Source organism: Pseudomonas sp. CAM1A (assembly GCF_047501685.1).
Classification (GTDB): Bacteria; Pseudomonadota; Gammaproteobacteria; order Pseudomonadales; family Pseudomonadaceae; genus Aquipseudomonas.
The window spans coordinates 162,425-184,216 of the sequence record NZ_JBFNXP010000004.1; the positions used below are offsets into that span (position 1 = coordinate 162,425).

Below are 21,792 nucleotides of genomic sequence, written 5' to 3' on the forward strand. Positions count from 1 at the left end.
GTTTGGGTTTGCGGAAAAGCACTTTTCTCGCAAAGCCAGTGACCTGATTAAGCCGCCAGGAGCGCTCCATGCCTGATTATCGTTCCAAGACTTCCACCCATGGCCGCAACATGGCCGGCGCCCGTGCCCTGTGGCGCGCCACCGGGATGAAGGACGAAGACTTCAAGAAACCGATCATCGCCATCGCCAACTCGTTCACCCAGTTCGTCCCGGGGCACGTGCACCTGAAGGACCTGGGCCAGCTGGTCGCCCGCGAGATCGAACGCGCCGGTGGCGTGGCCAAGGAATTCAACACCATCGCCGTGGATGACGGCATCGCCATGGGCCACGACGGCATGCTCTACTCGCTGCCCAGCCGCGAGATCATCGCCGACGCCGTCGAGTACATGGTCAACGCCCACTGCGCCGACGCCATCGTCTGCATCTCCAACTGCGACAAGATCACCCCCGGCATGCTGATGGCCGCCCTGCGCCTGAACATCCCGGTGATCTTCGTCTCCGGCGGCCCGATGGAAGCCGGCAAGACCAAGCTTGCCAGCCACGGCCTGGACCTGGTCGACGCCATGGTCATCGCCGCCGACTCCACCGCCTCCGATGAAAAAGTCGCCGAGTATGAGCGTAGCGCCTGCCCGACCTGCGGCTCGTGCTCCGGCATGTTCACCGCCAACTCGATGAACTGCCTGACCGAGGCCCTGGGCCTGGCCCTGCCGGGCAACGGCTCCACCCTGGCCACTCACTCCGACCGCGAGCAGCTGTTCCTTACCGCAGGCCGCACCATCGTCGAGCTGTGCAAACGCTACTACGGCGAGGGCGACGCGTCGGTGCTGCCGCGCAGCATCGCCAACTTCAAGGCGTTCGAGAACGCCATGATGCTCGACATCGCCATGGGCGGCTCGACCAACACCATCCTGCACCTGCTGGCCGCGGCCCAGGAAGGCGAGGTGGACTTCGACCTGCGCGACATCGATCGCCTGTCGCGCAAGGTGCCGCAGCTGTGCAAGGTGGCGCCGAACATCCAGAAGTACCACATGGAAGACGTGCATCGCGCCGGCGGCATCTTCAGCATTCTCGGCTCGCTGGCCCGTGGCGGTCTGCTGCACACCGACCTGCCGACCGTGCACAGCCCAAGCATGGAGGAGGCCATCGCCAAGTGGGACATCACCCAGACCGATGACGAAGCCGTGCACACCTTCTTCAAGGCAGGCCCGGCCGGCATCCCGACCCAGACCGCGTTCAGCCAGTCGACCCGCTGGGAAACCCTGGACGACGACCGCGAAAACGGCTGCATCCGCAGCTTCGAGCACGCCTACTCGCAAGAGGGCGGCCTGGCCGTGCTGTACGGCAACATCGCCCTGGACGGCTGCGTGGTGAAGACCGCCGGCGTGGATGAGTCGATCCATGTGTTCGAGGGCAATGCAAAGATCTTCGAAAGCCAGGACAGCGCCGTGCGCGGCATCCTCGCCGATGAGGTAAAGGCCGGCGATATCGTCATCATCCGCTACGAAGGCCCGAAAGGCGGCCCGGGCATGCAGGAGATGCTCTACCCGACCTCGTACCTGAAGTCCAAGGGCCTGGGCAAGGCCTGCGCCCTGCTCACCGACGGCCGCTTCTCCGGCGGTACCTCGGGCCTGTCCATCGGCCACGCCTCGCCGGAAGCTGCAGCGGGCGGCGCCATTGGCCTGGTGCGCGATGGCGACAAGGTGCTGATCGACATCCCCAACCGTTCGATCAACCTGCTGGTCAGCGATGAAGAGCTGGCCGAGCGCCGTATCGAGCAGGACAAGAAGGGCTGGAAGCCAGCAGAAGTGCGGCCACGCAAAGTGACCACCGCTTTGAAGGCCTACGCCCTGCTGGCCACCAGCGCCGACAAGGGTGCGGTGCGCAACAAGGCAATGCTCGAAGGGCTGTGATGGCCTGAAAAAAAGACCGGCGCCTGGTGCGCCGGTTTTTTTATGCCTGCGAAACCCCGATCGCGGGGCAAGCCCGCTCCCACGAGCATTCCTCGAACTTGTGGGAGCGGGCTTGCCCCGCGATTGCATTACTGAATCTGCTCCGGCGTCACGATCACCCAGTTCTTGTCCGCCGTCACCGGCAAGCCTTCCTTGGCCTGGGCCGCTGCATTCTTGGCGATCATGCCGTTCAACTGGTCCATATATTTGGCCTTGCGGTTTATCCACAGGTGAATGCCGCCTTTGTTCACATCGACGCCGTGGAACTGCATATAGCCGTCGCTGGTCGGGGTGTCGCCACCCACCAGCACCGGTTTCTTCCACTCATCGATGTAAGTCAGGATCGCCGCCTGCTTGCCCGCCATCCAGGTCGCCGGGGTCCACAGGTACGGGGTCAACTCCAGGCCTTCATTGGCCTTGGGGTTGTAGTGCCCGGCGGTAATCTGCTTGCGCGCCGTGGTCAGCTGGCCATTGGCGCGGTCCTTGAGCAGCAGGCTCACACCGATCACGTTCTGTGGCTTGACGTTGTAGCCGTACTTGGGATCGGAGGCGACCATGCGCACCAGCTCTTCGGACGCCGCGGAAATCACATACACCTCGATGCCGTTCTCCATCAGCTTGTTGTACAGCTCGGCCTGGCCCGTGAACACCTTCGGCGGCTGCACCTCGATAGTCTTGACCTGGTCTCCCTCGAAGTAGGTGCTGGGGATCGGCTTGCCCGAGGCCATCAGCTCGTCGACCTGCTGCTTCAGTTCCTTGAGGGTGAAGCCCGAGAACACCTGGGCCACCCAGGGGTAGCAGACCATGTCGTCGAGCTCGCACAGCCGGTAGTAGTAGCTGAACAGGCTCTCCGTGTGCTCGGCGCTGTCCTTGAACGGGATCAGCTTGAGCGAGGGGTCGAGCTTGTCGCGGTTCAGCAGGCCCTTGTTCTCCATGAACGGCAGCAGCGCTTCCTCGAGGTCGAAGCGGTAGCTGGTGTTGTCCATGTCGAACACCGCGTAGTTACCCTTGTTGGCGTTGGCGGCAATCATCGCGTCGAGCTTCTGCGCGGCTTCGGCCGGCCAGTGCTTGAGCTCGGTGGCCGCCCAGCTGCTGGCACTGAGCAACAGGGCAAGGCCGCCGGCAAGAATTTTCGGAGCTGACATCATGTGCGGTTCTCCCAAAGACGTGGCCGCTCAACCCTAGACCTGATTCATGACAGGCAGGCATGCGCGACCGACCTCGAAGCAACCGCAAACGCCATGTGTATTGCCAAAAACGACCAGGCGTTATTCCATAAACAACTATGTAAATTACTTTTAGGTATAAATTCGTTTGTTTTCAGGCTGTTAGCATTTCCGTTCGTAATCGCTCACAGAGGCGATGCCTCTTTTGCCTTTTCCTGGAGCTTCAATGAACCTGCCGCTGTCACTCAACCTGCTGGCGTTCCTGGCCCTGCTGCTGGGCCTGGCGCAAACCCGCCGCACCGACTGGAGCCTGGCCAAGAAAGTGCTGCTGGGCCTGGCCCTCGGCGTCGGCTTCGGCCTGGTGCTGCACACGATCTACGGCGCCGGGCACCCGGTGCTCAAGGCCACCCTCGGCTGGCTCGACCTGGTCGGCAATGGCTACGTCGGCTTGCTGCAGATGATCGTCATGCCGCTGATCTTCGCCTCGATCCTCAGCGCCGTGACGCGCCTGCACAACGCCTCGGCGCTGGGCCGCATCAGTGTGCTGAGCATCGGCACCCTGCTGCTGACCACCGCGATCGCCGCGCTGCTCGGTATCGCCCTGACCAACCTGTTCGGCCTGAGCGCCGAGGGGCTGGTGGCCGGTGCCCAGGAAAGCGCCCGCCTGCAGGCCATCCACAGCGACTACGCAGGCAAGGTCGCCGACCTCAACATTCCGCAACTGCTGCTGTCATTCGTCCCGACCAACCCGGTGGGCGACCTGGCCCGGGCCAAGCCGACCTCGATCATCAGCGTGGTGATCTTCGCCGTGTTCCTGGGCCTGGCCGCGCTGCAACTGATCAAGGACGACAAGGACAAGGGTGAACGCGCCCTGTCGGCCATCGATGTGCTGCAGGCCTGGGTGATGCGCCTGGTGCGCCTGGTGATGAAGCTCACCCCCTATGGCGTGCTGGCCTTGATGACCAAGGTGGTGGCCAGCTCCAACCTCGAGGACATCCTCAAGTTGGGCAGCTTCGTGGTGGTGTCGTACATCGGCCTGGGCCTGATGTTCGTGGTCCACGGGGTGATCCTGGCGCTGACCGGCGTCAGCCCGCTGCGCTTCTTCCGTAAAGTCTGGCCGGTGCTGACCTTCGCCTTCACCAGCCGCTCGAGCGCCGCCAGCATCCCGCTGAACATCGAAGCGCAGACCCTGCGCCTGGGCGTGCCGCAGTCGATCGCCAGCTTCAGTGCGTCGTTTGGCGCGACCATCGGCCAGAACGGCTGTGCCGGCCTGTATCCGGCGATGCTGGCGGTGATGGTCGCCCCGGCGGTGGGCATCGACACCTTCGACCCGCTGTGGATCGCCACCCTGGTGGCCATCGTCACCCTCAGCTCGGCCGGTGTTGCCGGCGTCGGCGGCGGCGCGACCTTCGCAGCGCTGATCGTGCTGCCGGCCATGGGCCTGCCGGTGGAGCTGGTGGCCTTGCTGATCTCGGTGGAACCGCTGATCGACATGGGCCGCACGGCGTTGAACGTGAATGGTTCGATGACGGCGGGCGTGGTTACCAGCCAGTTGCTCAAGCAGACCGACCAGCAGGTGCTGGGCGGGGATGAGCATGCCGAGTTGAGTCATTCCTGAAGACCGGTTCGGTCCTTGTGGGAGCGGGCTTGCCCCGCGATGGATGGCACCGGCTGCGCCGGTATCGCGGGGCCAGCCCGCTCCCACGTACCCGTTTCAGTAAGTTGCGCGCAGCTTGAGCGTCAGGTTGCGCGGCTCACCGTAGAAGTTCGAGCCCCAGGCACTGTCCACACGCTCGTAGTACACCCGGTCGAACAGGTTGTTGGCCGTGAGCGTCGCCGACAGGTGCTTGTTGAAGCGATAGCCCACCTGCGCCGTGGCCACGCTGTAGCCGCCCTGGACGAAGTCCACGCTATTGCGCGTGTAGTAGGTGGAACTGACCACCCGCACGCCGCCACCGACACTGAACCCTTCCAGCGGCCCATCGGCGAACGCATAGCGCGTCCACACATTGAAGTTGTGCTTGGGCGTGATGCTGATGCCCTGGTAGTCGGCCTGGCGCCCCGATTCCAGACGGGTGAAGGCGTAGCCGGTGCTGACGCTCCAGTTGTCGGTCAGGTTGCCGGACAGCTCGGTTTCCCAACCCTGGCTGCGCACCTTGGCCTGGGCCTCATAGAACGGCGTCTGGCCGATCTGCTGGGCGCGGTTCTCGTCGTAGATGCGGAACACCGACACGCTGCCGTTCAGGCGGCCGTCGAAGAACTCCCGCTTCAGGCCCAATTCGTACTGTTTGCCCTCACGCGGCTCCACTGTGCTGTTGCCGCCGGCCATCTGCGTCTGCGGCTTGTACACCGTGGTGTAACTGGCATAGGCCGACAGCTCGGGGGTGAGCTTGGCGACCAGCGCACCATAGGGGATCACCTTGCGGCGAACACTGGTGTGGGGGTCGGAGAACTCGTTGAAAAACGGGTTGGCGTTATGGCCATCGCTGTCGAACCAGATCATCCGGCTGCCGAGGATCACGTCCAGCCAGTCGTTGGCGCTGACCTTGGTGCGCGCATACAGCCCGTACTGGTTGGACTTGGACGAGTTGCCGTTGTCCATGGCGTAGTCGATCTTGGGGATATCGATGCTGCCCGGGTCGAACACGTTGATGTCGAACCACTCCCGGCCACCGTAGCGGAAGTCCTTGTCCACATGCTGGTAGTCGGCGCCCACGGTGAGCTCATGGGTACGTCCGAACGCCTCGAACGGCCGCGTCACGAAGCTGTCCAGGCCCAGGGTCTTGATGTGGGTGTAGTAGTTGTAGGCTACCGCCGAGCTGGCGCCGGTATCCGGATTCACCGAGCCGTCGGTCCAGGTGAAGTTGCGCGTCGGCGCCTCGGCGTCGCGGTAGGTCAGCGAGGTCTTGAACTGGCCGCCGTCATCCAGCGCATGGTCGACCTCGAAGAAGCTTTCCCAGACCCGCTCGTCCAGTTCGTTCCACTTGGCATCGGCGAAGGTCGAGCGCTTGACGTCGAGCAGCTTGCCGCTGTCGTAGGCCGGCAGGCCGAACGCGGGCACCGACTTGTTGCGCTGGTAGGCGCCGCCAAAGGTCAGGGTGGTGGCCGGCGACAGGTCGTATTCCAGGCGCCCGTACATCATCGGGCGCTCGTTCTGGGCGTAGTCGACGAAGGCCTGGTTGTTTTCGTAGGCGGTGACGAAACGCCCGCGCAGGCTGCCATCGCTGTTCAGCGGCCCGGTGACGTCAACCGTGGAGTGGTAGCGATCGTAGGTGCCCGCCGACAGCTCACCGGACAGGGCAAACTTGCCCAGGGCGCGCTTGCGCACCAGGTTGATGGTGCCGCCAGGTTCGCCCGCGCCCTGGTACAGGCCGGACGGTCCGCGCAGCACTTCGACGCGGTCGTACATCGCCAGGTCGAACGCCGTGGCCATGTCGCCTTGCCCGGTGGGCTGGGTGACACCATCGACCTGCACCAGGTCGACCGGGAAGCCGCGCATGTAAACGTCGTTGAGGTTGGAGCCGGTGTTGTAGCTCTTGATCGTGGTGCCGGTCACCTGGCGCATGGCGTCCTGGAGACTGTTCATGTTCTGGTCATCCAGGCGCTGGCGGGTCATCACCGACACCGACTGTGGGATGTCCTTGAGCTTCTGCTCGCCCTTGCCGAGGGTCAGCGACCCAGTGGTGTAGGAGCCGGTGCCTTCGGTGGTGGTGCCCAGCTGGCTGCTGTCGATCTTCACCGCGCCCAGTTGCATCGCGTCGTCGTTCCCGGCGCGGTGGCGCTCCAGGGTGACGCTGTCGTTATCGATGTAGGCGGCATCCAGGCCGGTCCCCTGGAGCAGGCGGGCCAGGGCCTGGTCCTGTGGATAACTGCCACTCAGGCCCGGCGAGCGCAGGCCCTGGGTGAACTCACCGGGTACCAGGACCTGGATCCGGGTAACCGCACTGAATGCCGCCAGGGCCGAGTCCAGCGACTGCGCCGGGATGTCGAAACGGTAGACCTGAGCCTGCGTGGCGGCCTGAGCCTGCACGGGTCCGGCCAGGGCGGCGCTGCCAAGCGCGATGGCCAGGCCGAGCACGGCCCGAGTGGCGGTGGTTTTCATCAATAGGGCTCCCCGAAAGCGTCAAAGTGATCGACTGGCGCGGCACTGTCTGAGAGTGCTTATTATTTGCGCCTACGAGATCAAGGACGTCGGTGCGGCGGGAATCCCCGAAAATATTTTCAATCAACCTTCGCGCAGGATGCGCAGGTACGGGGTGTACTGGTCGGCACGCACGCCCAGGGTATGGGTCAAGGCCTTGAGCACGGCCTCCGGCTTGTCGATGTCGAACACGCCGGAGACCTTGCGCTGGCGCAGGCCGTCGCCCAGCACCAGGGTCTGTCCGGGCCAGTAGCGATTGAGTTCGGTCACCACCTCACCCAGCGGCTGCTGGCTGAACACCAGTTGCCGCTCGCGCCAGGCAAAGGCGCGGGCGGGCTCGAAGCCATGCACGGCACCCGGCCCGCCTGCCGCGTACTCCACGGCTTGCCCGGGCTCGAGGAATACGCCCTGGCCGGTAGCGGCACGGACCTCGACCTTGCCCTGGGCCAGTTGCACGCGGGTCTGCCCGTCTGCCTCGGCCACGCTGAAACGCGTGCCCACCACCCGCACCCAGCCATCCCCGGCACGCACCACAAAGGGCCGGGCCGGGTCGCGGGTCACCTCGAACCAGGCCTCGCCACGCAACAGCCGGACATGCCGCTCGGTGGTCCCCAATTCAACTTGCACGGCGCTGTCGGTGTTGAGCTGAATGCGCGAGCCGTCCTCCAGTTGCAGGCTGCGGGTTTCACCCGTGGCGGTGGCGTAATCGGCACGCCAGCGGTCGAGCCAGGGCGTCTGGACGAGCAGCACACCCAACAGCACCGCCGCCGCTGCAGCACTTGCTACCTTGGGCCAAATCCGGCGTCGGGGGGGGCGCCATGCCGCCTGCTGGTCTTCGCGCAGGCGCCTGGCCGGACCCTGCAAAGCCCCCAACAGGTCGAGCACTTCCTCCCAGGCCTTGGCATGCGCCGGCCTTTGCGCCCGCCAGACGGCGAACGCCTGGCGTTCGGCCAGGGTGACGTCCTCGGCGTGCAGACGGTAATACCAGGCTGTGGCTTCAGCGAACAGGCGCTCGCTGTCGGGCAGGTCGCTCATGGGATCGGGCGCACTCTTGGAATGACGGCTCATGGACGTTGCCCTCTCGCGTCACCGGCGAGGCGCGCCTGGATAAAGGCGCGACAGTCGAGCAACGCCCGGCGCAGCTGGTACTCGACGCTGCGAGGGGTGACATTCATGCGCTCGCCGATCTCACGGTAGGTGCAACCGTCGACATGATAGAGCAGGAAGATGTGCCGGGTCGCCTCGGGCAGTGCCTGGATCGCCGCCTGCATCAGCGCCTGCTCCTGCTGCGCGGCCAACTGGTCGTCGGCGCCAGGGGCATCGCTGGCCAGCTCCTCGCTGGGCTCGCCGTCCTCCAGGCGCTCACGGCGAATGGCCTGGCGCTGATGATCGCGCACCAGGTTGCTGGCAATCGTGAAAAGGAAGGCCGGCAGGTTGTCGATCTGCTTGTCGGCAGGCAGCCGCGCCAGACGCAGGAAGGACTCCTGGGTCAGGTCGGCGGCCACTTGGCTGTTGCCGGTACGCCGTGCGACGAACGCCTCCAGGGCCTTCTTGTGCTCGGTGAACAACCGGGCGATCTGCTTGTTCCACGAAGACACGGCACATCCTGGCTCTGGGTCTCAAGAGGAACGAACGCTAGCAGAAGATGATATTTGTTCGCAATTGCAACCGTCGTGTATCAGCGGAGCCCGAACACTATCAAGCCTTGTCCCAGACTTCGAAGTGATAAGCCGGCTTGTCCGCTTCGGACTGCGCGTCGCTCGACGTCAACTGCCACTGCCCGTGGTCGAACTCCGGGAACCAGGCATCACCCTGCGGCGACAATTCCACCCGGGTCAGGTACATCCTGCTCACCAGCCCTTTTTCCAGCGCCTGTCCATACAACTGCGCACCGCCGATCAGCATCAATTCCCCGACGCCCTGCTCCCGCGCCCACTGCTCGGCGCGCACCAGCGCCGCCTCCAGCGAGGCGAACACCTCGGCGCCGGCCAGTTGCAGCCCAGGTTGGCGGCTGACAACGATGTTCAGCCGCCCCGGCAATGGCCGGCCCAGCGAATCCCACGTCTTGCGCCCCATGATGATCGGCTTGCCCAGGGTGGTGGCCTTGAAATACTTGAAGTCCCCCGGCAGGTGCCAGGGCATGGTGTTGTCGATGCCGATCACACGGTTCTCGGCGAGCGCCGCGATCAGGCTGAGGGGGAGTGATGTGTTCATGCCAGCGAGGATAGCATCGGGCACGTGGGTTATGCTTGCGCCCTGACCTGTGCAATGGAAGAGCTTGTGACGGCACCCACTCCACTCGACAAGCGCTGGCTCACCGAAGCGGTACGCCTGCGCGAGGAACACGCCGGCCCCCTGGAAGACCAGGAAGCCAACCGCCGCGCCCGCCAGCAAGGCGGCGACCTGGCCACGCGCATCGAGGCCCGCGCCCTGTGGCTGGCCGAGCGCGACGGCATGGACGCGGCGCTGCGCCACTGGAAGCAGGGCGCGCGCCTGGCGCTGCTGGCGCTGATGCTCCTGGCCGTGCTCAGCGGCGCCGGCCTGGGGCTGGCGGCCCTGGGCGACGGCCAACGGCCAGTGAACGTGTTCTGGGCCCTGGGCAGCCTGCTCGGGCTGAACCTCATGCTGCTGCTCGGCTGGGCCGTGGGCTTCTTTTTCGCCGGCGAACAGGGCGCGGCGCTGGGCCGCCTGTGGCTGTGGCTAAGCGAGCGTTTTGCCCGTGACGCCAAGGCCGCGCAACTGGCCCCCGCACTGCTGGTGCTGCTGCAGCGCCAGCGCCTGAACCGCTGGCTGCTCGGCCTGCTGGTGCATGGCCTGTGGCTGCTGGCGATGCTCGCCGCGCTGGGCATGCTCCTGGCCCTGCTGGCGACGCGACGCTACGGCTTCGTCTGGGAGACCACGCTGCTCGCCGCAGAACCTTTCATCAGCCTTACCCAGGCCCTCGGCGCCCTGCCCGCGCTGCTCGGCTTCGCCGTGCCGGACGAAGCGATGATCCGCGCCAGCGGCGACACCCTGCCCGCCCTCGACCTGGCGCGCCAGGCCTGGGCCAGCTGGCTGCTCGGCGTGGTCCTGGTCTACGGCCTGCTGCCGCGCCTGGCACTGGCCGCGCTGTGCCTGTGGCGCTGGCGCCAGGGCCGCGAGCGCCTGGCGCTGGACCTCAACCTGCCCGGCTACGCGCAACTGCGCGAAGCCCTGATGCCGTGCAGCGAACGCCTCGGCGTGCAGGACGCAGCCCCCGACACCCTGCCCCGCTTCGAGGCCGGCCAGCTGGAGCGTGACAGCGGCGGTGCCCTGCTGGTCGGACTGGAGCTGGACGACCAGCGCCCCTGGCCACCGGCCCTGCCCGGATCGGTCACCCACGCAGGCGTGCTCGACAGCCGCGAGTCGCGCAACAAGCTGCTCGAGCAACTCAGTCGCTTCCCCCCGGCGCGTCTGGCCATTGCCTGCGACCCACGTCGCTCGCCCGACCGTGGCAGCCTGGCCTTGCTTGCTGAACTGGCGCGCAACGCCGGCGCCACGCGCATCTGGCTGCTGCAGGCGCAACCCGGCCAGGCCCTGGACGCGGCGCGCCTGGGCGACTGGCACGAGGCCCTCGACCGCCTGGGCCTGCCCCATGCCGACACCTCGCCCCTGACCTGGCTGGAGCATGGCCATGACTGAGCCGCTGAAACTGGCCGTGGTCGGCCATACCAATGTCGGCAAGACCTCATTGCTGCGCACCCTCACCCGCGACGTCGGCTTCGGCGAGGTCTCGCACCGCCCCAGCACCMCCCGCCATGTCGAAGGCGCCCGCCTGTCGGTGGACGGCGAGCCGTTGCTGGAGCTGTACGACACCCCCGGCCTGGAAGACGCCATCGCCCTGCTCGACTACCTGGAGCGCCTCGAACGCCCGGGCGAGCGCCTGGACGGTCCCGCTCGCCTTGAACGTTTCCTCCAGGGCAGCGAGGCGCGCCAGCGCTTCGAGCAGGAAGCCAAGGTGCTGCGCCAGCTGTTGGCAAGCCATGCCGGCCTGTATGTGATCGACGCCCGCGAACCGGTGCTGGCCAAATACCGCGACGAATTGGAAGTACTGGCTGGCTGCGGCAAGCCGCTGCTGCCGGTACTCAACTTCGTCGCCAGCAGCCAGCACCGCGAGCCCGAATGGCGCGAGGCCTTGGCGCGCCTGGGCCTGCATGCGCTGGTGCGTTTCGACAGCGTGGCCCCGCCCGAGGATGGCGAGCGCCGCCTCTACGAAAGCCTGGCGCTGCTGCTGGAAGAGGCCCGCCCGGCGCTGCAACGGCTGATCGATGACCAACAGGCCCAGCGTGAAGCCCGCCGCCACAGCGGCAAGCGTTTGGTTGCCGAACTGCTGCTCGACTGCGCCGCCTGCCGGCGCAGCGTCGAGGCCGAGCCCGCCGCCGAGGCGCAGGCCATCGAAACCCTGCGCCAGGCGGTGCGCCAGCGCGAGCAACGCTGTGTCGAGGCGCTGCTCAAGCTGTATGCGTTCCGCCGCGAGGACGCCAATGCCGGCGACCTGCCGCTGCTCGACGGCCGCTGGGGCGACGACCTGTTCAACCCGGAGACCCTGAAGCTGCTCGGTGTGCGCCTGGGCAGCGGCGTGGCGGCGGGCGCGGCGGCGGGTGCCGGCGTCGACCTGCTGGTCGGCGGCCTGACCCTGGGCGCCGCCGCGCTCGCCGGGGCCATTGCCGGCGGCGCGCTGCAGACCGCACGTAACTATGGCTCGCGCCTGATGGGCAAGCTCAAGGGCCAGCGCGAGCTGACCGTGGATGACGCCGTGCTGCGCCTGCTGGCGCTGCGTCAGCAGCAGTTGATGACGGCCCTGGAAGGACGAGGACACGCGGCGCAGGACAGCATCCGCCTGGCGGCGCCGGAGGACAAAGGCTGGCGCGAAGGCAAGCTGCCCGAGGCCTTGCGCAAGGCGCGGGCGCATCCGCAGTGGTCGACGCTCAATCCCGGGGCGCGGGTCAACCAGGCCGAACGACAGGAGCAACTGGAAGCCCTGGTGGCGGAACTGTAGCTCCATCCGCGACGTAAACCCGCGATGATGGCTAGTGTTTCGCCTTGCGCCTTTGCTCGCGGTACTGCGCCAGGAGAACGCGCATTTCTCTGTACCTGTCGCTATTGAGCAACAGCAACGCTATCAGCGCTGCCAGCAGGCTGCTCGTGTAGATGAACAGGTTGGGCCGATATCCATAGGCCGGCAGCGCTATCACCAGACTGACCAGACACATCCCTGCCACGAGCCAGGCCCCCCACGTCCGCCCTCGAACTACAGCGCCATGGCCCAGCATGAAGACTGCCAGCGTCAGGAACAGACTCGAAGCAAAGGCACCATCCTTCTGGCAGTTCCGGCAATACGTGCTCCACACCAGCGCAAATGTCCAGGAAACGGCAATGATCGATGAGAAGTAGGCGCCGATGAATACACCGAAGTAACGCTTCAGAAAAGGCTTGAGCGTCATTGCGCTAACGCCGCACCTTGCGCAGTTCCACCAACCGTCGGCGCATTTCCCGATGCCGCCGGCTGTTGAAAACCAGCAGCGCCAGCAATGGCAACGCCAGCAGGATTGCCAGCAACACAGCATTCACACCACTACCGAACAGGCTCAACGCCATCAGCAAGGCCACAGTGGGTACAGGGAGCACCACCCAGGCTGCCCATGTGAAGCCGCGGACCATCGCGAAATGCCCGGAACACAGCAGCAAGACCAGCACTGCGCTGGACATCATGGTGAACAAGGGGTTATCCGGGTGATTGCGCCAGTGACTGTCGATCCACAGGGTTGCTGACAACGCCGCCGACAGGAGGCATATGAAAAATCCCAGCAAGAACGTCGGGAAGTAACGGCGCATGAAAGTCTGGAATTGCGCAGGCTTCATCATCACTCGATCTCTTCGTATAGCCCTACGGCGATGCTCTGCACCGTGGCACTCCCGGCCAGCCCGAAGGAGGCGCCGAGCGAGTCGCGCATCAGGGTCTGCGTGGCGTGACTGATCTCGGTCGGGGTGTAGCGCTTGGTCATGGTCCCTGCCGCCTGCTGCAACTTGATCTGCTTGGCCGTCAGGCTCGGGTGCTTGATCGACAACAGCTCGTCGGTCAGCGCCTTGCGCTGCTGGCGGCTGAGGCTCTTGGACAACTCCAGCCAGCTCCGACCCGTGGCGGCCTTATGTACTTGCAGGTACTTCAACGTGCTCAGGCCCGACGCGCCGACACCCAGCAACGAGACGCCATCGAGCACCATCGAGGCGGCCTGGTACCACTGGCTCTCATCGAGGGCATCGTTGGCCGCTGGGTTGGTCACTTCACGCACAGTGCGCATTACACCGATGCCGCACTGGATGCTGCTGGCGGTGGCGGCGGCGCCACCGACATAGGTCAGTACCAGGCTGGTACCGCCGGAAAAGGGCGCGGCAATGGTGCCACTGAATACCACGAACCAGCCGATTACAGCGCCCGCGCAGGAAAGGGTCGTGTTGACCGCCTCCTTGACCACCCGCGACTCGCGCGGATTGTGCTGCAGTTGCTGGGTGTACTGGTCAGGTGTCTGGTACTTCTTGATCTCGCGCAGAATCACGCGTTTGGGGCGGATGCTGCAGATCGGCTGAAACTCACGCAGGGTGACAATGTTGTATTCGGCGTCGATGTACACCACACCGGCACCGACGATACGCGGGTCGGCGTCGATGGCGGCGAACATCTGCGGCAGGTTGATCCGCCCCTGGATGCGCTGGCGTGCCAGAAACTGGGAGTTGTTGGCCAGGGAGTTGACCAGAAGATCTGTCACGAAGTGGTTTCCTTACACAAATAGCTGCACGCCCGTGGGAGCGGGCTCACCCGGTCCCACAGGCGCTCAAGGCATCACACGTTCGGGCACGGCACCGGCGCCCAGTCACCCATGTCCGGGTTGCGGCACATGGCGTTGACCTGGTCGGTACCCGCCTTGGCCACCTGCTGGGCCTCGGCTTTCTTGCCGTTGGCGTTCTGCAGGGTTTTCTCGGTGGCCACCGCTTCCTGTGGCACCTTGGTGTTGGTCTTGGCCGGCTGAACCTTCTTCACATCCTTCTTCTTGCCGGTGGTCGCCACCTTCGGCGGTTCGGCCACGGCGACCACTTCGGTGCGCTGCACGCCCACCTGCTTGAGGTCCTGCTCGTAGGCTTGGGTGTAGTTGTTGAGGTTCTCACCCAGACGACCGTTCACAGTGGTCAGCAGGTTGTTCGACTCCTGCAGGCCAGCAACGATCTCGGCCAGGCGCTTGCGGCCCTCGGTGTCGTTGATGCGGCCGGACTTGCGGTTCTGGATCAGGCTGGCGAACTCGCGCTGGTAGCAGCTCTGCGACGACTTGGCATAGGCCGTGGTGCGGTCCATGTCGGCCGCGCTCTTGTCGATATCGGTGGCGTACGAGGCGATGCGCTGCTTGTCGTCGCTGATCTGCTTCTGGCGCTCGGTGTAGTAACCGGCGGCGCCGCCGACCAAGGCACCGCCGGCGGCACCGATGGCGGCGTTGCGGCCGCGGTTTTCCTTGTCGACCAGGGCACCGGTCAGGGCGCCGCCGACCGCGCCGAGCAGCGCGCCGGTGGTGACCGAGCGGGTCATGTCTCCGTCGGTGGAGCGCAGGTGCTGCACCGGCTCGTAGCAGTTGGGGTAGTACTCGACCTTGGTCGTGGCGCCGACCTTGGACGCCGGGGAGCTGGCGCAACCGCTCAACAGCACGGTGCTGAAACCGGCTGCCAGCAGCAGCGCGGTACGGGCCTGGGATGCGGTGATCAGGGGTTTGCGGGTGAACATGGTCTGGTTTCTCTTCTTGGGTTTCTCGGTGACCGGGGGCTTCGTGCCACCCGGGAGTCCTTTCTGTCGAAGCTGTCCTTAGGGTCGCGGGGCGGCCGATGCCAGCAGCTCCTTGAGGATCGTCGCCGGATCGGCCCGCCGGTTCTGGCGGTACTCCCCGACGTGGCGGACGAACAGGGTGGCGCGGGTGACCAGGCTGTTGCCCAGCACCGGCTTGCGATTGAGCTCTTCCTTGACCCGCTGGAACTGCGCCTGGATCACCGCGTCGGTGTAGCGCGTGCCGCTGGCGAGGTTGTCGATGTAGATCGCCACGGCGCCGTCGAGGGCGGCGCGGCCATTGGCGATGGCGGCGCCGTACATGCGCGCGCTGGTCTGGTCGCCGGAAGCCTCGGCCTTGGCCTGGGTGTTCTGCAGGTTGGTCAGGCGGATGTTGTAGTTGTTGACGGTCTCGGCCACCAGGGCGGCGGACTGGATCAGGTTGCCAGCGGCCTCTTCACGCTGGCGGGCGATCAGCGAGACGTTGCGCTTGAGCTCTTCGTTGACCAGGCCAAGCTCGGCCTGCTGGCGCGGGTCGGTGGCGGCGGCGATGATGCTGTCCAGGCGCTTGGTCGGGTCCTGGGCGGCGTCGATGTCGTCGGTCAGGCCGGCCAGGCGACCTTCCTTCTGCCACTGCTCGAACAGTTCCTGGTAGCGCGAGCGCGGCGCCGACAAAGCGCCGATGGCCACGCGGAAACCCGTGGTCTCGTTGCGCTGCTCGGTACCGTCGACGCCGAACAGCGGGTACTCGCGACGCATGCCGGTGAACAAGGTGCCCTCGCCTTCGAGGTAGTTACCGCCCTTGACCACGAAGCCGCCGTAGGCGCCCTGCAGGCGCCCGGCGTTGACCAGCTGGAACGACTCCTGAACCATCTCGGCGGCGTTGCCGATCACGTCGAACAAGCCCAGCGGGTTGGGCTGTTTGGTGCCGATCGGCATCAACCGCGCCGCCTGCCCGGTACCACCGGCGACCTGGTTGAACACTGCAAAGTCGCCCAGCGGCCCTTCGCTGTCGGCCCCCTCGACCTTGCGCGGGAACAAGCGCCCTTCCAGCTCCTGGCGGCTGACCGCCGAACCGCCACGGGCGGCGAACTCCCATTCCACCTCGGTGGGCAGGCGCACGAAGCCGGTGCCGCCGTCCTCGGCCTTGCTGCCGCGGCCGCTGACCGGCAGCAGGTCGCGGTGGTGCTTCAGCAGCCAGGCGCTGTAGACGGCGGCGAAGCGTTCGGCCTCGAAGCGCGACAGTTTTACCTTGGGCAGGCGCCCCGCCGCGTCGTTGTTGGCCTCGCAGGCCGGCGCGGCCTCGCCGCCGGCCAGCGACGGCGCCTGGGCCATCACCTGGGCGTATTGGCGGGCGGTCACTTCGTACTTGCCGATGAAGTACATCATCGGCGTGAGCGGGCTGCCTTTCTCGACCTTCGGCAGGCTTGGCGCAACCGCCTTCTGCCACTGTGGCGCCAGGTCCTGCAGGCTGAATTGGCCGTTGATGAAATCGCGCCGGTAACCGGAGATGAACGACTGCTTGTAGCCGGCCTCACCTTCGCTGAACGGGTAGCCGAGGTTGACCTCGCGGTCGTCGAGGCTGCCCTGGGCCAATACGTAGACGCTGCGCATCACCAGCTCGCCGCCGCACGGCAGCGGCAGGCTGACGTCGCCCGGCAACGGCTTGGGGTTGTCGAACTTGCTTTCAGTCCCCGGCTGGGCCTGGGCGGCGGGCTTGGCCTTGTCGTCGCCGTCGGCCGGGGAGCAGGCCCCCAGACTCAGCGCGCAGAGGATCAGGGCGGCGGCCCCGAGACGGCGATCAGACATCACGTATTCCTTGGCAAGCCTCAATGCGCGCCACCCGCCAGCCGCCAAGGCCGGCGGCGGCGGTGCTGGCCAGCAGCACGGCACACAACGCAACGAGGTAGTGCATGGGCAGCAGGTGGCTGGCGAACTCGCCGGGCACCTGCATGAAAAGTCGGTTCAGGCCATGTTCGGCGAGCAGGTACAACAGCCCTGCCACGGCGGCGGCCAAAAGCCCGCTGTAGAGCGCCTGGAGCACCACGAACAACAGCAGCGCGGCGGTGCCGAAACCCAGCAGGCGCAGCACCGCCAGCTCGCGTTGCTTGCGCTCGACAGCCGCCACGGCGCCTGCGGCGATGGCCGCTACGGCGCCGGCTACCGCCAGGCTGGCGATGATCCAGAACACCAGGTCAAGATTGCGGCTAAGCGACTGCACCTGGGCAATTTGCGCGGCCTGGGTCGAGACCAGCAGCTTTCGTTCGGCGAAGAACTGGCGCAGCGGCTCGACATCGGTCAGTTCGCGGGCATACAGGCGAAATGCCGGGTACACCCGCTGCGCTGCACTGCCCTGTGCCTCGCCCTGCCAGTCCAGTGCTGGCACCGCGCGGCCATCGCGGTAGTCCTCGGCGGCTTCGAGCAACTGCAGCGAGGCGAACAGTCCATCGCGCTCGAACGCAGCCAAGGGCAAAACGCTGATGACCTGCAGGCGCGTCTGGCGCCATTGCACCTGCCCGGCCTGCTGGCGGCTGAAGCTGGCCTGCAGCTCGTCCCCGGCCCTGGCGCCGAGTTTTTCCGCAGCGGTAAAGCTCAGCACCACCTGTTGCAGCCCCGACGGGGGAGCGACCTGTGCCAGCAAGGGGTCGCCCTCGGCGGTGGGCAGCATTTCAACCGTCAGGCCACGCCCGTGGGCGGGCAACAGCAGTTCGGCGGTGGCAGCGATCTGCCGGGTCCGCGGGATGGTGAAGGCCACTCCCGGACGTTGTGCCAGTTCCTCGATGAACTCGGCGCGAAAGCGTCCACCGCCCAGGGGAATGATCTCGCGCACGCCCGGGTCGCGTTGCAGGCGCTCGGTCAGGCTGCCGACCAGGCCGAACTTCAAGCCAAACAGCACCAGCAGCGGCGCGATCACCGCCACCAGCGCCAGCACGGCGCACGCCGACAACCGCGCATCGTTGCGGTAGTCCTGCCAGGCCAGCCCGGCGATCAGCAGCGGGCGCATCAGGCGGCCCGCTCCAGGCTCGCGGTGACGCCGCCGTCAGTGTCGCGCCGGCAGGCCATGCGCAGCACCGTCAGCCCGGCCTGGCGGGCCAGGGCTTCGTCATGGGTGGCGACTACGCAGGTCACTTGCCGTGTCTCGGCCTCGCGCAGCAGCAACTGTATTACCCGCTCGGCGTTCACCGGATCGAGCGAGGCGGTCGGTTCGTCGGCCAACAACAACGCCGGGCCATGGGCCAACGCACGGGCACAGCTGACCCGCTGGCGCTGGCCGAGGGACAGGGTCGCGGGTTTCTTGCCCAGTTGATCGTGCACATCCAGCGCTTGGGCCAGGCGCTCGACGCTGCCGTCATCACCGAGCCCCAGCAGCTGGCGTGGCAGGCGGATATTGCCGCGCACATCGAGAAACCCCAGCAGCCCACCGGCCTGCAGCACATAGCCCAGGTGGCGGCTGCGCCAGCTGGCCAGGCGGTCGAGCTGCCGGGCACGCCACAGCCCGGCGACATCCTCGCCGCCCAGGGCGAAGCCCTGCGCCGCATCCGGCGCCAGCACCAGCGCCAGCAGGTCGAGCAGGGTGCTCTTGCCACAGCCGCTGGGCCCGACCAGCGCCACCCGCTCGCCCGCCGCCAGGTGCAACCGGTCGATCTCCAGGCTGTAACGCTGGGCACCCTGCCCGCGCGTCTTGCGCACCCCGTCCAGGCGGATCATCACGGCAGCGTCGACAGCGGGACACGGTACAGGGCATCGCCCGGTTCGGCCTTGCCGAAGCGTACCCAGTTGGCCATGTCGTTGTGGAAGGTTTCGTACAGGCGGATCTTCGAGTCCAGTTCGTCGATGAAGTCTTCCTGCTCGGCCACCGACAGCGACAGCCACAGGTCCTGGGTCATGCTCAGGGACTTGCTGCGGTACGGCAGGCCATCGAGGTATTCACCGAGCACACCACCCTGGGCCAGGTTGGCGCCCTTGCGCAGGGCGCCGGGGTCGCGGCTCATGTAGGCACTGGCGCTGGCGATCTCGTTGAAGAAGTCGCCCGGCGAGCTGCGGGTCTTGCGTGCGGCATCGACGATCAGTTTGAGCGACTGCTGCAGGTCATTGAGCTGCAGCTTGGTCAGCATCACGCACACCTGCAGGGTCGGCAGCGCCGGGTTGGTCAGGTCGCGGTCGGCAGTCCAGGCGCTGACCAGTTGCGGCGCCTGGCTGGCGCCGTGGCGGCCAAGGAAGTCCATGTGCATGGCGTAACCGATGGCCTGCGACTTGGCCGCCAGGCTCGAGGCCGAGGTCAGCAGCGGTACGAGTTGCGGTTGCTGGTTGCGCACCTGGTGCACCAGCTCGGCGAAGGTGGAGCCGATCTCGCGCACGCGGTCGCCAAAGGCGCCGACTTCGCCGCCCGGCACGCTGACGTAGAGGTCGCCGATCTGTGGGTTGCTGTCGGCGGTGAGCACGCGGTACTGGGTCTCGGCCGCACCGTGGTTCTTGAGCCCGGCCGGGGTGCGCAGGTGCAGGGCGTAGATCTTGATCTGCTTGCTCAGCGCGGCCTGGCGCACTTCGGCTTCGTTCATCTGGGTGCTGCTGAACGGGTCGTTCTTGCGCAGTGCGCCGGCATCGCTGACCAGCAGGATCAGGCGCCCGCCGTAGCCGGACCAGTCCATGCCCTCGACGGCCTGCATCACCCCGGCGAAGGCGTCCTCGTTGAAAGAATGGCTGGAGACGCTGGTGGCCTTGACCTGCGAGGCGGCCTTGAGGAAGCGCGCCGGATCGCGGCCCTGCTCCAGATTGACCAGGGTCTTGCTCAGGTACTCCAGGCCCGGGGTGCGCTTGACGCTGTTGCGAAAGCCCACCAAGCCGAAGCTGACGCTGTCCAGCTCGCCACGGGCCGCCAGTTGCTGCTGTAGTTCGCTGACCACCTGGCGCACCCGATCGATGTACGGCTGCATTGACACCGAAGTGTCCACCACCAGGACGATACCGGTGCGGAAGCTGTTGTCGCCGACCGCCGCCACACCGGCCGCCTTGGGCGCGCTGTCGCGGGCGCTGGCACCGGGGTCGATGGAGGCGATGTTGAGCAGTTGCACTGGCTGGCCGCCAGCGTCGAAGCTTTCGCGGTAGTCGAAGATCGGCATCAGGTAGAACTGGTTCTGCGGCACGGCGCTGGCCGCCGGTTCCAGGGCCATCACCTGGGGCACCTGGTCGGGATTGTTCTGCGCCTTGAGCAGGCTGTCGCGAGCCAGGGGGGTGTCGTCGAGCAGATGCTGTACATCATCCACCTGGCGCATGAACATCACTGGCGAGCGGCCCGAGCGTTCGGTGAACTTGAGCACCAGGCTCTGTTTCCAGTCGCTGGTCTGCGCCGCCGGCAGCCAACCCTCGCGCTGGCCGTCGCTGGCGGCGCCGACCTGGACCCAGGCCTGGCCACCGACGTCCTTGCGCTGATAGACATAGAGCACGGAGAAGGCTGGCAGTTTCTCGCCCGCGGTATCGCCGGGCTGGGCCACCAGCTGGGCGTCGGGCTTGGTCAGCACACGCTGGAACAGGGTCTTCTTGCCGGGCATCAGCAGTGGACGACCATCATCCGAGGCGGCTACCGGCGTGACTTTGGGTTCGGCGGGGGCCACGCTGTCGGCGGGCGCCTGCACCACCGGCGTTTCGGGCGTGGGTGCGTCACTGCCGCCGAGCAACCAGAAGAACGCACCGCCCAGGCCCAGCGCCGCCGCGATAGCCACCGCCAGCACGGCCTTGGCCGGCTTGTTCGAGGCGGGCTTCACTGCGGGAGTGGGCTTGGGATCGGGCCGCCGGGCAGGCTCGCTCACGGGAGCGGCAGCGGCCTGCGGAATGTCGATGGACACCGGCTGCGGGGTGGCCGGTGGCGGGATCGGCAGCGGGCGGACCAAGGTGCTGTCGTTGCCCTCGACCGGCGCCTGGACCGTCAAGCGGTCCAGCGCCGCCAGCAACGCCGCCGCGTCGGCGAAGCGCTCGTTGGGATCCTTGGCCAGCAGACCGCGCAGGATGTCCTGGTAGCGGCCATGCTCGATGGGCAGTTCCGGCAGCGGCTCGGTCAGGTGCGCCAGCGCCGTGGACAGTGCGTCGGTGCCGTTGTACGGCAGCTTGCCGACGAGGATTTCGTACAGCACCACACCCAGCGCATACAGGTCGGCGCGCCCGTCGATCTCCATGCCACGCGCTTGCTCCGGGCTCATGTAGCTCGGCGTGCCGACAGCGAAACCGGCCTGGGTGAACTGGGTGCGGTCATCCAGCGACTTGGCGATGCCGAAGTCCGACAACACCGCGGTGCCGTCGGCGCGGAACAGGATGTTGGCCGGCTTGACGTCGCGGTGCACCAGGCCCTGGGCGTGGGCATAACCCAGCGCCTGGGCGATCTGGCGCACATAGGCGAGGCCTTGCTCGGGCGTCAGCCCCTCGGCGATCCGCTCCTTCAGCGTGCCGCTGGGCAGGTACTCCATGGCCATGTAGTACAGCTCGCCGACATTGCCGATGTCATGGATGGTGGCGATGTTCGGGTGCGCCAGCCGTGCCAGGGTGCGGCCCTCGCGCAGAAAGCGCTCGCAGAAGGTCGGGTCGGCGGCCAGGCTCGCCGCCATGATCTTCAGCGCCACCTTGCGTTCCAGGGAACGCTGGGTGGCGAGGTACACGCTGGCCATGGCGCCCTGGCCAAGCTCGCTGTCGATGTCGAATCCGGGAATCTGCATGTCCATGATG

General features: G+C 66.4%; 17 protein-coding genes. 4 read left to right on the plus strand and 13 right to left on the minus strand.

The window, feature by feature from the left end; translation table 11 throughout:
- The first annotated feature begins 68 nt into the window (after positions 1–68).
- On the plus strand, positions 69–1,910 hold the full coding sequence (gene ilvD / locus ABZO33_RS13615) for a dihydroxy-acid dehydratase (protein WP_414536451.1): 1,842 nt from the start codon (positions 69–71) through the stop codon (positions 1,908–1,910).
- Between the two features lie 128 nt (positions 1,911–2,038).
- Here the strand turns inward: ilvD and ABZO33_RS13620 are convergent, their stop codons facing one another.
- Positions 2,039–3,094, minus strand: a complete 1,056-nt coding sequence (locus tag ABZO33_RS13620; RefSeq protein ID WP_414536452.1) for a haloacid dehalogenase-like hydrolase — start codon at positions 3,092–3,094, stop codon at positions 2,039–2,041.
- Between the two features lie 247 nt (positions 3,095–3,341).
- Here ABZO33_RS13620 and ABZO33_RS13625 point away from each other — a divergent pair, with 247 nt between their 5' ends.
- Positions 3,342–4,733, plus strand: coding sequence for an L-cystine transporter (locus ABZO33_RS13625; protein ID WP_414536453.1), 1,392 nt, complete (start codon positions 3,342–3,344; stop codon positions 4,731–4,733).
- Between the two features lie 96 nt (positions 4,734–4,829).
- Here ABZO33_RS13625 and ABZO33_RS13630 read toward each other — a convergent pair whose 3' ends face one another.
- The 4 genes from ABZO33_RS13630 to ABZO33_RS13645 all read right to left on the minus strand — a co-directional run bounded on the left by ABZO33_RS13630 (position 4,830) and on the right by ABZO33_RS13645 (position 9,470).
- Positions 4,830–7,220 carry a TonB-dependent siderophore receptor gene (locus tag ABZO33_RS13630; RefSeq protein WP_414536454.1) on the minus strand — a complete coding sequence of 797 codons (2,391 nt, stop codon included), beginning with the start codon at positions 7,218–7,220 and terminating at the stop codon, positions 4,830–4,832.
- 120 nt (positions 7,221–7,340) lie between these two features.
- Positions 7,341–8,324: a FecR family protein gene (locus ABZO33_RS13635; RefSeq protein ID WP_414536455.1), complete on the minus strand. Its 984-nt coding sequence runs from the start codon at positions 8,322–8,324 to the stop codon at positions 7,341–7,343.
- Positions 8,321–8,854 (minus strand): RNA polymerase sigma factor, encoded by a 534-nt coding sequence (locus ABZO33_RS13640; protein ID WP_414536456.1) that lies wholly within the window; start codon positions 8,852–8,854, stop codon positions 8,321–8,323. Before ABZO33_RS13640 ends, ABZO33_RS13635 begins: the two co-directional genes overlap by 4 nt.
- Positions 8,855–8,954: 100 nt before the next feature.
- Positions 8,955–9,470, minus strand: coding sequence for a dihydrofolate reductase (locus ABZO33_RS13645; protein ID WP_414536457.1), 516 nt, complete (start codon positions 9,468–9,470; stop codon positions 8,955–8,957).
- A 54-nt stretch (positions 9,471–9,524) separates the two neighbouring features.
- Between ABZO33_RS13645 and ABZO33_RS13650 the strand changes: the two genes are divergently transcribed.
- Together ABZO33_RS13650 and ABZO33_RS13655 are read left to right on the plus strand one after the other, a co-directional pair.
- Positions 9,525–10,916 carry a DUF2868 domain-containing protein gene (locus tag ABZO33_RS13650; RefSeq protein ID WP_414536458.1) on the plus strand — a complete coding sequence of 464 codons (1,392 nt, stop codon included), beginning with the start codon at positions 9,525–9,527 and terminating at the stop codon, positions 10,914–10,916.
- Positions 10,909–12,273 (plus strand): GTPase/DUF3482 domain-containing protein, encoded by a 1,365-nt coding sequence (locus ABZO33_RS13655; RefSeq protein ID WP_414536459.1) that lies wholly within the window; start codon positions 10,909–10,911, stop codon positions 12,271–12,273. The genes ABZO33_RS13650 and ABZO33_RS13655 overlap by 8 nt, the downstream gene beginning before the upstream one ends.
- 31 nt (positions 12,274–12,304) lie before the next feature.
- Here the strand turns inward: ABZO33_RS13655 and ABZO33_RS13660 are convergent, their stop codons facing one another.
- The 8 genes from ABZO33_RS13660 to ABZO33_RS13695 all read right to left on the minus strand — a co-directional run bounded on the left by ABZO33_RS13660 (position 12,305) and on the right by ABZO33_RS13695 (position 21,788).
- Positions 12,305–12,718, minus strand: coding sequence for a hypothetical protein (locus ABZO33_RS13660; RefSeq protein ID WP_414536460.1), 414 nt, complete (start codon positions 12,716–12,718; stop codon positions 12,305–12,307).
- Positions 12,719–12,722: 4 nt separating this feature from the next.
- The gene (locus ABZO33_RS13665) at positions 12,723–13,139 is read right to left on the minus strand and encodes a hypothetical protein (protein WP_414536461.1); all 417 of its coding nucleotides are present in this window, start codon (positions 13,137–13,139) and stop codon (positions 12,723–12,725) included.
- Positions 13,139–14,041, minus strand: a complete 903-nt coding sequence (locus ABZO33_RS13670; protein ID WP_414536462.1) for an NAD synthetase — start codon at positions 14,039–14,041, stop codon at positions 13,139–13,141. Before ABZO33_RS13670 ends, ABZO33_RS13665 begins: the two co-directional genes overlap by 1 nt.
- 74 nt (positions 14,042–14,115) lie before the next feature.
- Positions 14,116–15,042 (minus strand): type VI secretion system-associated lipoprotein TagQ, encoded by a 927-nt coding sequence (gene tagQ, locus ABZO33_RS13675; protein ID WP_414536463.1) that lies wholly within the window; start codon positions 15,040–15,042, stop codon positions 14,116–14,118.
- Between the two features lie 78 nt (positions 15,043–15,120).
- The gene (locus ABZO33_RS13680; RefSeq protein ID WP_414536464.1) at positions 15,121–16,887 is read right to left on the minus strand and encodes a formylglycine-generating enzyme family protein; all 1,767 of its coding nucleotides are present in this window, start codon (positions 16,885–16,887) and stop codon (positions 15,121–15,123) included.
- On the minus strand, positions 16,880–18,082 hold the full coding sequence (locus tag ABZO33_RS13685) for an FtsX-like permease family protein (RefSeq protein WP_414536465.1): 1,203 nt from the start codon (positions 18,080–18,082) through the stop codon (positions 16,880–16,882). The genes ABZO33_RS13680 and ABZO33_RS13685 overlap by 8 nt, the downstream gene beginning before the upstream one ends.
- Positions 18,082–18,786: an ABC transporter ATP-binding protein gene (locus tag ABZO33_RS13690; RefSeq protein WP_414536555.1), complete on the minus strand. Its 705-nt coding sequence runs from the start codon at positions 18,784–18,786 to the stop codon at positions 18,082–18,084. The genes ABZO33_RS13685 and ABZO33_RS13690 overlap by 1 nt, the downstream gene beginning before the upstream one ends.
- Positions 18,786–21,788: a protein kinase domain-containing protein gene (locus ABZO33_RS13695; RefSeq protein WP_414536466.1), complete on the minus strand. Its 3,003-nt coding sequence runs from the start codon at positions 21,786–21,788 to the stop codon at positions 18,786–18,788. Before ABZO33_RS13695 ends, ABZO33_RS13690 begins: the two co-directional genes overlap by 1 nt.
- Positions 21,789–21,792: the final 4 nt, after the last annotated feature.